This window comes from Candidatus Kaistella beijingensis (genome assembly GCF_020084865.1).
GTDB classification, from domain to species: Bacteria; Bacteroidota; Bacteroidia; order Flavobacteriales; family Weeksellaceae; genus Kaistella; species Kaistella beijingensis.
On record NZ_CP071953.1, the window covers coordinates 1,937,281 to 1,949,669 of the forward strand.

Genomic DNA, 12,389 nt, shown 5'->3' on the forward strand with positions numbered 1-12,389 from the left:
AATTAGCCGTAATATTTAAGATATCAAAATTAAGGAAATTTAATAAGAAACCATCATGCAAAACCTTCAGGATATACAGGAAAAGATTTTTTTTGAGGCGAAAAATATTCTCGAAACCCTTTCAAAAATTAATTCGAAAGACGAATTATTAGCAAAGCAGGATCTGTTTTCAGAGGTTACAGACAGAATTGCCTTCCTTCGGATTTTAGAAAAAAACAGAGATAGTTTTGTTGTTGAAACACCTTTGCAAATCATTGATAATCAAGAGACAGACTTAGATTTAAACAAAGAACATGCTCCGAAAAATGAGGAATATTTTGACGATGCTCCTTACGAAGAAGATGTAATCGAGGAAGAAGTAATTTTTACCAATGAGCTGAACGATATTGATGCCGAAGAATTACCAGAAATATCAATTTCAGGAGAACAATTAGAAGCGCCTATCGTAGCAAAATTGTCTGAAGGAGAGGTTTCAGATTTATCCTTGCAAGAACCTGATAAGGAAATTCCTTTAATTGTAGAACAGGAACAGTCTGATTACCATGAAAAAGTTGCACAGAGAGAGCGAGAATTTTTAGAATCAGAAGAACGACGTAGAAAAATTGTGGAATTCAACAAAGAAGATGTTGTTCATCCACCAAAAGAAGAAGTGTTTCAAGAAAATAAAACCCAGCAACATCACGCTGAGAAAAAATTTAAGTTGGCGAATATCAAAGGTTTAAAAGCCGTTCAGAATTTATTTGACGACGACCCACTTGAAAATGGTGAAGATGTTTCGGTAAAACATGCTGTAAAAGACGATTCAGGAAGTTTATTAAAAACCAATATTCCAACTGATTTCATGGAGGCGGAAAAGCGCAAACCAGAATTCAAACTTGATTTGAACGACAAAGTTGCTTTTACGAAATTACTTTTTAAAGGAAATGAAGAAGAATTAAAATTCACCATCGATAAGCTGAATTCCTTCAAAGATTTGGAAGACGCGAGACAATATTTAAGCGAAATCTACTACTTAAAAGATTGGGGAAAATCTGATGAATACGCACAAAGACTGTGGAGTTTGGTAGAAAATAAGTTTCTTTAAAGATCGGAGACCGAAGTCGGATTTCGGAAGAAAAATTCTGAACCCACGAAAATCTTTTATAAACAAGTAAATCTACGGACTTCGGACTGCCGTCTTCCGACCAAAGAATTATGATAAACAAAATTGAACAGTTCCAAAACGTCTTCTTCATCGGAGTTGCAGGAGTTGGAATGAGTGCAATTGCACAATATTTACAGGGAATCGGAAAAAACGTTTCGGGAAGCGACCGTTATTTTCATCCGAACGAATACAACAAAACCAAAGAACAACTGGAAGCAGAAGGAATTAAATGTTTTCTTCAGGACGGAAGCGGAATTACTGAAAATACGGACTTAATCGTAGTTTCCACCGCAATTGAAGATACGGTTTATGAAGTTCAGAAAGCAAAAGAATTGGGAATTCCAATTATCAGACGAAGTGAACTTTTGTCCATCATCGCCAAAAGTAAAAAAACAATTGCAGTTGCTGGAACATCAGGAAAGTCAACAACTTCCGCGATGCTTTACCAAATTTTGTTGGATGCGAAATTAGAACCGAGTATAATTTCAGGAGCAGGTTTAACTTCCATTATTAAAGAAGGAAAAATCGGAAACGCAGCCATCGGAAAAGGAGAATGGCTCATTATTGAAGCTGATGAAAGTGATGGTTCTGTGGTGCAATATGAACCTGAAATCGGTTTGCTTTTAAACATTGATAAAGACCATCAAGAAATTGATGAATTAATCGATTTATTTACTATTTTTAAAAACAATACAAAGGGTTTATTTATTGTAAATCAATCAAATGCATTGGCAAAAACATTGTCGGCTGATTTTCAACAAGATTTTGGTTTTGAGGATGAAAATGCTCGATATACAGTGACCGATTTCAAACAAAATGGATTTGAATTATCCTTTAGAATTTTGGGACAATCGGTGATGATGCATTCCCTTGGAAAGCACAGCGCCGAAAATGCTGCAGCTGCGATTGCAGTAGCCAATCAAATAGGAGTAGATTTGGAGGTTTGCGCCGAAAGCTTGGAACATTACGAAGGAATTTATCGCCGTCACCAAATTCTAGGACAAAAAAATGGAGTTTGGGTAATCGACGATTATGCACATAATCCTGCAAAATGTGCTGCAAGTATCAATGCTTGTCAACCTTTGGCGGAAAAGGTTATCGCATGGTTTCAACCGCACGGTTATAAACCGACCAAATTTTTACGAAAAGATTTTGTGGAGGAAATTTCCAGAATTTTGCGCCCGCAAGATGAGATTTGGATGAGCGAAATTTTCTATGCAGGTGGAACTGCCGAAAAAGACATCTCCGCAAATGATTTGGTTGAAGACATCAAAGCAAAAGGAAAAAACGCCCATTTTGTAGAAAACAGAAACGATTTGCTCGAACAATTGCGCCCTGAATTGAAAGAGGGAACGGTTCTTCTTTTAATGGGAGCGAGAGATCCGAGTTTGGAGGAGTTTTGTAAAGATCTGTATAATAAACTTTAAGTATCTTCTGTGTAAATCTGTGATAGCTGTGAGAAATCAATGAGTGGAATCCTATACTTCGTTCCAACCCCGATTGGAAATCTAGAAGACATGACTTTCAGAGCAATAAAAGTTTTGAAAGAAGTCGATTATATATTATGTGAAGACACAAGAACTTCGGGAGTTTTGCTAAAACATTATGAAATAGCTAAACCATTGAAATCGTATCACTTACATAACGAACATCACAGTACACAAAAAGTAATTGAAGATTTAAAAAACGGACAAAATATCGCCATCATCACCGATGCAGGAACGCCGGGAATTTCAGATCCCGGTTATCTTTTAGCCAAAGCTTGTGCGGATGAAAATCTGGAAATGATTTGTCTTCCCGGCGCAACAGCTTTTGTTCCGGCTTTGGTGGTTTCAGGTTTGCCCAATCATGATTTTTATTTTGCTGGTTTTTTACCACAGAAAAAAGGCAGACAAACCAAGCTAAAACAACTTGCAGAAGAAAAAAAGACGATAGTCTTGTATGAAAGTCCGCATAAAATCAACACGACTTTAGAGCAAATCAAAGAGTTTTTTGGCGATGAAACTAAAGTGAGTTTAAGCCGGGAAATCTCCAAAAAATTTGAAGAAACTAAACGCGGAACGATTGATGAACTCATTGCCTTTTCAAAAAGTAAGACTTTGAAAGGAGAGATCGTTTTGATTATCAATAATTCAATTTAACTATCTTTGAACATAATAATTCAGATAAAACTCAAATAAAATATGGGACTATTAGAAGGAAAAGTTGCCCTCATTACAGGCGCAACAAGAGGAATCGGAAAAGGAATCGCTGAAGTTTTTGCCAAAGAAGGCGCAAAAGTCGCTTTCACTTACGCCGGTTCTGTGGATAAAGCAAAAGCATTGGAAGAAGAACTTTCAAAAATTACGACAGTAAAAAGCTATCAATCAGATGCTTCCGATTATGATGCGGCTCAAAAATTAGTCGAAGATGTTTTGGCAGAATTTGGGCAAATCGATATTTTGGTGAATAATGCAGGAATTACTCGCGATAATTTAATGTTGAGAATGTCAAAAGAAGATTGGGACACCATCATTAAAGTAAATCTTGATTCGGTTTTTAATTTAACGAAAGCCGTAATCAAACCAATGATGAAGGCAAAATCAGGCTCCATTATCAATATGACTTCGGTTGTTGGAGTTAAAGGAAATGCGGGACAAGCCAATTACGCTGCGTCAAAAGCAGGTGTAATCGGCTTCTCTAAATCTATTGCTTTGGAATTAGGTTCCAGAAATATCCGTTGCAATGCGATTGCTCCTGGTTTTATTGAAACAGAAATGACCGCGGCTTTGGATGAAAAAACGGTTCAAGGATGGCGAGAAGGAATTCCGTTAAAACGTGGCGGTCAACCTGAAGATGTTGCAAACGCTTGTGTTTTTCTAGGTTCAGAGATGTCGAGTTATATTACAGGACAAGTTTTAAATGTTGATGGCGGAATGTTGACATAAATTATAAAAATCCTTCAAGAACTAGACTGCACCCAAAAGTTTAGACAAAATTAAACAATATTATTAAAGGAAAGAGTTCGGTACTGTACCGGGCTCTTTCCTTTTAAATTAAGCCTTATTCTGTCGTTGTTGTAATAATCAATGTATTCTTTTATTTCTTTCCTGAGTTCGTCGATAGAACCAAACTTTTTGGTATAAAACATTTCAGACTTCAATGTTCCGAAGAAATTTTCGATTATGGCATTGTCCAGACAGTTCCCTTTTCGGGACATACTTTGAACAATTCCTTTTTCTTTTAATATATTTTGATAAGCTTTCATTTGATATTGCCAACCTTGGTCTGAATGTAAAATGATGTTTTCTGTATTTTTAATTTTCTTTAAACCCTTTTTCAGCATATCTGTAATCTGTGCAAAGACAGGCCTTTCTGAGAGATTATAGCTGATGATTTCACCGTTGAATAAATCGATTATCGGAGATAAATAGAGCTTATTTCCCGAGACATTAAATTCCGTTACATCGGTTGCCCACTTCGTGTTCGGCTGGTCGGCTTTGAAATTTCTTTTCAAAATATTGGGTGCTATTTTTCCTTGTTCTCCACGGTAAGATTTGTATTTCTTTACCCGTATAATGCTTTTCAGTCCTAGCGATTTCATTAATCTCAATACTGTTTTATGATTGATAATAATTCCTTTATCTCTCATTGTCAAAGTAATACGCCGGTATCCAAACCTTCCTTTGTGTTGATGATAAATCTGTTTTATCATTGTTTTTACGTCCGAATATTTGTCGGTTTGAGCCTTGTTTTGATGATAATAGAAACTGCTTCTCGCCATCCCGGTACAATCCAATAATACGGACAGATTGTATTTAGGCCTTAACTCTTCGATGGCTTTTGCTTGTTCTTTTTGAGAGTTAAGGCGTCTAACTTTTTTAGAAAATCGATTTCGGCTCGCAGTCTTTCATTTTCCAGTAACAATTCTTCTTCCCTGGTCAATGGTTTGCCAGACTTTTTCTTTTTACGTTGGTAATCGCTCATAATTGCTGGTCTTCCTTTGGGTTTATTCTGTAACCCTAAAATACCACTTTTTTCGTAAGCGCTCCGCCAATTGGTGATGCTGGATTCTGCAGCGATATTAAACCGTGCAGCAGCTTGCTTTAGAGATAAGTCTTGTGCCTTGATCGTTTCCAAAACTCTTAACTTAAATTTTACGTCATAACGGCGATTGCTTCTGCGTTGCAGTCCTTCAATTCCGTACAAATCATAAAACCTTTTCCATTTGCGAACAACCGTCGCATCCAAACCTACTTCCTGTGCCAAAGAGTGGATCGACAGATCATTTTTCTTAATCTTCTCCACACAACTCACCTTAAATTCTAAACTATACTTTGATTCTCCCATAATAAAAATGCCCCTAAAAAGTGTCTAACTTTTTGGGGGCAGTCCAAACTTTAACTTGAAGGATTTTTTTTATTTTTCGAAAGACTTTTCAAATCTTTGCTGGCAAAAAATTTCTATTTTATTTCTATGCAGCCCACTCTTCCACCTGCATTTCCAGTGGGTTGGGTTTTGAAATCGTCTCGACCTGCGTGAATGATTAATGATTTTCCTATGATATTTTTGGTTTCGTCTTTACAACCAATGCACCATTTATCGGTCTTGAATAACAATCTAGCGGTTCCCTCTTTATCGGCATTCAAGTTTCCAATGTCTCCCATGTGGAAAGTCTCAGAACCAAATTTTCCGTGATCGTGATTGGTTGGATTCCAGTGTCCACCTGCAGAACTTCCATCAGTTGATGAGCAATCTCCTTTTTCGTGAATGTGAACCGCATGAATTCCGGGAGTTAATTTGTAAACATTCAAATCCATCTCCACGTTTTTTCCTGTCTGAACAAATTTTGCCGTACCTTGAGTTTCGGTACCACTTTTAGAATTGATGGTGTAATTTTTTGTCGTTGTGCAAGATACAGCTAAAATTGCGCTGCAAGCAAGCAAAGATAATTTTGTAGCGTTCATAATGATATTTTTTAATGTTTATATTTTCCAAAAATTTTCGGGCAATCAAAAAAACAAATCAGTCGTTGTTTTTTACCGTTCAGAAAAAATTAATTTTACAGAAACTATTTTGACTTTACTTTTGAAGTAAAAAATTTCAATCCCATGAAAATTCAATCCATCAAAAATCTTACCATCGTACTTTTTACGGCTTTTAGTGTGGTTCTTCATGCACAAATTACAATTTCAGGAAAAATTTCTTTTAAAAATAAAGGAGTAAAAGACATTTCCGTTACGTTGAAAGATACTTACGACGGGGCAACCACTGATGAAAATGGTCATTATTCTTTTCAAACTTCTGAAAAAGGAAATCAAATTTTGGTGTTTACCAATCCAAAATTTGTAGAAGTTGAGAAACCAATTCTTATTGAAAACCAAAATATTACAATAAATTCTGAGCTTAAAGAACAAATTTCTGAAATTGATGCCGTTGTCATTTCCGCGGGTTCTATCGAAGCAAGCGACAAAAAAAGAGCGACTGCGCTTCTCACACCAATCGACATTTATACCACAGCCGGAGCGGACGGACAAATTTCTTCGGCGCTAAATTATCTTCCCGGCGTTCAAAAAGTAGGTGAAAGTGAAGGCCTTTTCGTTCGTGGTGGAACTGGATCGGAAACCAAAATCTTCATGGATGGAAGTTTAATCAACAACTATTTTTCCAATTCCGTTCCCGGAATTGCAGGGCGAGACCGCTTCAACACTTCATTGTTTAAAGGAAATATTTTTTCTAGCGGCGGTTATTCTGCACTTTACGGACAGGCTCTTTCCGGAGTGCTTATTTTGGAAAGTGTAGATCTACCGGACACAACTTCCTTCGATTTCGGAATTTCACCCATTTTCGCGAGTGGCAGTTTTCAGAAATTATCAAAGGACAGGACTTATTCTTTTGGGACGAGTTTAATTTACTTTAACCTTGGTTTGGTACAGCAAATTTTTAAATACAATACCGATTTCAGCAAGCCTGCACAGGGTTTTGGCGGCGATGCAAACTTCAGAATTAAAACGAAATCCGGCGGAATGTTTAAATATTACGGAAGTTTCGATACCAATCAAATGGCGGTGAAATCTACAAGTCTTGAACCGGAATATGACCAAACAAAAGTGGATTTAAATTCCGCAAACATGTATCACAATCTTTCTTTCAAGCAAAAATTTGGAAAATATTTATTGAATGCGGGAGCTTCTTATTCTTACAATGATGCTAAACTGAATTTTGCCACTTTAAAAAATGACGTTGAAACACCGCAAACCGCTTTTAATAACAAGGATAATTATTTCAATTTTAAAACGGTTTTAGAAAGAAAGATCAACAAAATCAGTGCGATTCGTGGTGGAGTTGAGTTTAATAATGCTCATGAAACCAATAATTTTAATAAAACCTACACCGATTTACTTTCATCGGTATTTGCGGAAACCGATTTGGGATTCAGCAACAATCTGTCCGCAAAAGTTGGAGTCAGAGCGGAAAATTCTTCCTACTTGGATAAAACCAACGTCGCTCCAAGGTTTGCGTTGGCTTATCGACTTTCAAAAGATTGGACTTCCTCTTTCGCTTACGGGATTTTCTATCAAAATCCTGAAAGTAAATATTTGAATTCCAACACACCGTTGACTTTCCAAAAAGCGGAACATTATATTTTGCAGGTTCAAAAATCTTCGGAAGGTAGAAGTTTCAGATTGGAAGCATTTTACAAAGATTATCAGAAATTGGTGAAAACTTTTGGCGACCAATATCTTCAAACCGCCATCAATAACGATGGAAATGGAACAGCAAAAGGTGCAGAAATCTTTTGGCGCGACAAAAAAACCTTTAAAAATATCGATTATTGGGTTTCCTATTCCTTTTTAGACACCAAACGAGATTTTATGAATTATCCAATTTCACTTGTTCCAAGTTTTGCGGCGAAACACACGCTTTCAGTTGTGGCAAAAAAATTTGTAACCGATTTGAAAACAGGATTTAACCTTTCATATACCTATGCTTCTGGAAGACCTTATTACGACATCGTTTCACAAAGTGGAACAAATATTTTAAGGCACGAAGGAACATTGAAAGATTACAGCGGACTCAATTTCAGCGTGAATTATCTTCCGAATTTGGGTAAAAAAGATGCCAAAGCATTTACCGTTTTGGTTTTAAGCGTATCGAATATTTTAGGCAACAAAAATGTGTATGGTTACAACTTTTCCAAAGACGGGATGAGAAGTTCTGCGGTTGTTCCGCCTGTGAATACCTTTGTGTTCATCGGTGCATTTATCAGTTTCGGAGTGGATAAAACGAATGATGCGATTAACAATAATTTATAGCGGGAAAATTGGCGATGGAAGATGAAAGTTTACAATTGGAGCGCAAAACGATAAACAAGAAACAAGAAACAAAATTACAGTTCAGATTGCATTTTCAACCTTTCAGAAAAAAATAATTTTCAACAGAACATTTTTAAAATACCTTTGATTCATCAAAATAGAAATCACAAACAAAAATTCAATATCATGGCAAGAATTATTTTCGCAATCGCAATGTTCATCAGTAGTATTGTATTTGCACAAACCGCTTACGAAAAAGTAATGACCGAAAAATTAGCAAAAATAGAAAAGCTGCATTCGGCAGATGAACTTACTGCACTTTCAAACGATTTCACACGAATCGGTGACAAGGAGAAATCGCAGTGGCTTCCTTATTATTACGCTGCTTTCGCAACCATTCAAAAAGGTAGGGTTGCAATGAGAGAAGGCAAAACCTCTGAATTAGACCCCATTGCAGACGAAGCTCAAAAATCTTTAGACAAAGCGTCTGAATTAAATAAAGACAATGCTGAAATCTTGATTCTGCAAAAAATGATTCACGGTTTGAAAATGATGGTGAATCCGCAACAACGCTTTATGAGCGAAGGAATGTTGGCTGCAGAAGCTTTAAGTAAGGCCGAAAAATTGGACGCGGAAAATCCTAGAATCACATTAATGAAAGCGGAAGACACGTATTTTACCCCAGAACAATTCGGTGGAAGCAAAGCAAAAGGCTTGGAACTGTTCCAAAAATCTTTAGATCAATTTAAAGTGTATAAACCGAAAACTGCTTTAGATCCAAGTTGGGGAAAAGGGGAAGCGGAATATTTCTTGGCAAATAAACCGTAATTTATTTCTCGCAGATTTAGCAGATTGCGCAGATTTGAGAATTTAACTCCTGAATCTAACCAAAAAAAATCTCTCAAAATTTTGAGAGATTTTTGCTATCTAAAGTCCGTAAACAATTCCCACACTTGGTATAAAACCGCCTCCGAAAACGGATTTGTCTTTTTTATAAAGAACATTATACATTCCGCCAATCTGCATATAAGTTCTGTTACCAAGTCGCTGCATGTAACCGCCACCGAGGTAAAGAGCTGCTTCGTCGGCAGAATATTTCAAATTGTTGACTTTGTCTTTTTGATTAATAAAATACTCCTGAAACATCCCGCTCAAATAGAAATTTCGCGAGAAATAATAGTTCAGAAACGGACCCACTCCAATCATCGTGGAAGAATAATATTTTGAGTTTGACCAGGTTAAATTAGAAGCAAGACCAGCCTCTAAATTTTCAGTGACTTTATAGCCCACTCTTGGCGTGACATAAAGCGAAACTCCGCCTCCATTTCCGAAAGCTCCGCCTAAACCTGCGTAACCGCCGAAAGTCCATTTAGAGTTTTCACCGCCGATTTGGGTGGAAGTTCCGATTTGTGCATTCAGGAAAAATCCCGAAATGATCATTGAAAGTAAAAGTATTTTTTTCATTATTAAAGTGTCGAATATTAAAATTTCTATCTAACAAATTTATACCATTTATTTTAAAAAATTTCAAACCGTATTTAAAGTTGTAATTTTGCAGTCCGTTATTTTAGCGGTTTTATTAATTATTTATCAATCATCATTTATCAGTTATGAAAATTGTTGTCGGTTTATCGGGAGGTGTAGATTCTAGTGTTGCAGCGTATTTGTTGCAAAAACAGGGACATGAAGTGATTGCGCTTTTCATGCGGAATTGGAACGACGCTTCTGTAACTTTGGAAGATGAATGTCCGTGGATTGAAGACAGCAACGATGCTTTGATGGTTGCTCAAAAATTGGGAATTCCTTTCCAAGTCATTGATATGAGTGATTTATACAAAGAAAAAATCGTGGATTATATGTTCGCCGAATACGAAAAAGGTCGAACTCCAAATCCTGATGTTTTGTGTAACCGTGAAGTGAAATTTGATGTCTTCTTGAAAACCGCGCTTTCTTTGGGAGCAGATAAAGTGGCGACAGGACATTATGCGAGAGTAAATTCTACTTTTGATGAAAGTGGAAAAGAAATTTTTCATCTTCTTGCAGGAAAAGACAACAACAAAGACCAATCATATTTTCTTTGTCAACTGAATCAGGAACAATTGTCGAAATCGCTGTTTCCCATCGGAGAATTAACGAAACCTGAAGTTCGGGAAATCGCAAAAGAAATCGGTTTGGTTACCGCGGAAAAGAAAGATTCTCAAGGTTTGTGCTTCATCGGAAAGGTAAGTTTGCCCACTTTTCTTCAACAGCAGCTTCAACCAAAAGAAGGCGAAATCGTGGAAATTTTTGATAATTTGTTTGAATTTCATCAAAAAGACCCTCAATTTACATCAAAATTAGAAGAATTACAATTTCTTTCAAAAAAAATTGATTACCGAAAAACCGACGGAAAAGTTATCGGAAAACATCAAGGTGCACATTATTTCACCATTGGTCAAAGCAAAGGTTTGGGAATTGGCGGACATAAAGAATCTTGCTTCATTATTCACCGCGATATGGAAAACAATTTGCTTTTCGTGGGTGAAGGAAAAAATTTCCCAGGACTTTTCAGAAAAGCTTTGAAAATTGAAAACGCAGAAGTTCATTGGGTTCGTGAAGATTTAAAACTTCAGAATGGCGATTCGATGAAGGTAAAAGCAAGAATTCGTTACAGACAGCCTTTGGAAAACGCAACTTTATATCAATTCGAGGAAGGATTCTACATTGAATTCGAGAATCCGCAATCGGCGATTGCGGAAGGACAGTTTGCAGCGTGGTATTTGGAAGAGGAATTGATTGGAAGCGGGGTGATTTCTTAATATTTCTCATGGATTTCACAGATTTTCACAGATAATTAAGAGCAACATCCATGTAAATCTGTGATTCCGTGAGCAACTATTTACTCAACCAATCCTTAAAATCTTTTACTCGATCGCGGCTTACAGAAATTTCTTCTTCGGGCTGAAATTCTAAATCGACTTTGTAATACGGTGAAGTGTGGATGTTTTTAATATATTCTGAATTGATGATAAACTGTCGGTTCACACGGAAAAACTTCTTTTCATCCAAAACTTCCTGAAGCTCATCCAAAGTAAAATCCGTTGGGAAAGTACGTTCTTTGGTTTGGAGGTAAACGATTTTATTTTCGCTAAAAAAGCAGGAAACCTCATCGGTTTGCACAATTTTCAAATTGTAACCAATTTTAACCAAGATTCTTGATAATTTCTGCTTTTCTTCTTTAATTAAAGATTTGATTTCCTGTGAGTTATGAGAGCGTTCAGTTGGTAAGAAATTTTTATATTTTTCAATAGCTTTTTCTAAGTCTTCTTCCATTATTGGTTTCAAAAGATAGTCAATGGAATTGAGTTTAAACGCCTTCAAAGTGTATTGGTCAAAAGCGGTCGTATAAATCATGAAACTTTTGGTGGGAATCTTTTCGAAAATGTCAAAAGACAATCCATCCCCCAAAACAATGTCGGAAAAAATTAAATCGGGATGTTTGTTTTCAGAAAACCATGCAATTCCTTCTTCCACAGAATTGAGCGTTGCAACTAATTCTAAATCAGGAAATAAACCCAATAAACGTTCTAATTTTCTTGCAGCGGGTTTTTCGTCTTCAATGATTACGGTTTTTATCATAACATTTTTTTAATGAGCGTTGTTAGCGCTTTAAGCGCTAACAACGCTACTATTTATACTTGTCCATTAACTTTCGGATTTTTCTCTCTTCCCAATTTCTTCCGAGAATAAAATTAGGCAGAAAAACCGTTAGTCCGTGGATGGCAAGACCTATTCCCCACAAACCGAATCCCCAATCGAAAAACTTAATTTCTCCGCTTTTTTGAAACCTCAAGAAAATAATAATTGCATTTACCAAAACGTAAACCAACAAATGAACATAAAATCCTTTGAGTTGTTTCACTCTTTTTTTCGCCTGTTGATATCTGATTTCGTCTCTTTCTTCCATGATT

General features: G+C 36.4%; 11 protein-coding genes and 1 pseudogene. 7 read left to right on the plus strand and 5 right to left on the minus strand.

Going from position 1 to position 12,389, the window contains the following annotated elements; all coding sequences use genetic code 11:
- Positions 1–55: 55 nt before the first annotated feature.
- From J4771_RS09015 to fabG, 4 genes are all read left to right on the plus strand, one after another.
- Positions 56–1,084, plus strand: a complete 1,029-nt coding sequence (locus J4771_RS09015) for a hypothetical protein (RefSeq protein WP_224134665.1) — start codon at positions 56–58, stop codon at positions 1,082–1,084.
- A gap of 110 nt (positions 1,085–1,194) precedes the next feature.
- Entirely contained in the window at positions 1,195–2,571 is a 1,377-nt protein-coding gene (locus J4771_RS09020) for a UDP-N-acetylmuramate--L-alanine ligase (RefSeq protein ID WP_224134667.1), read from the plus strand.
- Between the two features lie 39 nt (positions 2,572–2,610).
- Positions 2,611–3,285: a 16S rRNA (cytidine(1402)-2'-O)-methyltransferase gene (gene rsmI, locus J4771_RS09025; protein WP_224134669.1), complete on the plus strand. Its 675-nt coding sequence runs from the start codon at positions 2,611–2,613 to the stop codon at positions 3,283–3,285.
- Between the two features lie 42 nt (positions 3,286–3,327).
- Positions 3,328–4,071 (plus strand): 3-oxoacyl-[acyl-carrier-protein] reductase, encoded by a 744-nt coding sequence (gene fabG / locus J4771_RS09030; RefSeq protein WP_224134671.1) that lies wholly within the window; start codon positions 3,328–3,330, stop codon positions 4,069–4,071.
- 50 nt (positions 4,072–4,121) lie between these two features.
- Here the strand turns inward: fabG and J4771_RS13315 are convergent.
- A pseudogene (locus tag J4771_RS13315) lies at positions 4,122–5,473 on the minus strand (IS3 family transposase).
- Positions 5,474–5,586: 113 nt separating this feature from the next.
- Positions 5,587–6,090, minus strand: a complete 504-nt coding sequence (locus J4771_RS09045; protein WP_224134676.1) for a superoxide dismutase family protein — start codon at positions 6,088–6,090, stop codon at positions 5,587–5,589.
- A gap of 144 nt (positions 6,091–6,234) precedes the next feature.
- Between J4771_RS09045 and J4771_RS09050 the strand changes: the two genes are divergently transcribed.
- Positions 6,235–8,439: a TonB-dependent receptor gene (locus J4771_RS09050; RefSeq protein WP_224134677.1), complete on the plus strand. Its 2,205-nt coding sequence runs from the start codon at positions 6,235–6,237 to the stop codon at positions 8,437–8,439.
- A gap of 186 nt (positions 8,440–8,625) precedes the next feature.
- Entirely contained in the window at positions 8,626–9,267 is a 642-nt protein-coding gene (locus J4771_RS09055; RefSeq protein WP_224134678.1) for a hypothetical protein, read from the plus strand.
- Between the two features lie 99 nt (positions 9,268–9,366).
- On the opposite strand, the gene J4771_RS09060 is transcribed toward J4771_RS09055, so the two are convergent.
- A complete protein-coding gene (locus J4771_RS09060; protein ID WP_224134679.1) occupies positions 9,367–9,903 on the minus strand; it encodes a hypothetical protein in 537 nt (178 codons plus the stop codon).
- Between the two features lie 146 nt (positions 9,904–10,049).
- On the opposite strand from J4771_RS09060, the gene mnmA reads away from it, so the two are divergent.
- Entirely contained in the window at positions 10,050–11,237 is a 1,188-nt protein-coding gene (gene mnmA, locus J4771_RS09065; protein WP_224134680.1) for a tRNA 2-thiouridine(34) synthase MnmA, read from the plus strand.
- A gap of 76 nt (positions 11,238–11,313) precedes the next feature.
- On the opposite strand, the gene J4771_RS09070 is transcribed toward mnmA, so the two are convergent.
- Positions 11,314–12,057, minus strand: a complete 744-nt coding sequence (locus tag J4771_RS09070; protein ID WP_224134681.1) for a LytR/AlgR family response regulator transcription factor — start codon at positions 12,055–12,057, stop codon at positions 11,314–11,316.
- A gap of 49 nt (positions 12,058–12,106) precedes the next feature.
- Entirely contained in the window at positions 12,107–12,385 is a 279-nt protein-coding gene (locus J4771_RS09075) for a 2TM domain-containing protein (RefSeq protein ID WP_224134682.1), read from the minus strand.
- Positions 12,386–12,389: the final 4 nt, after the last annotated feature.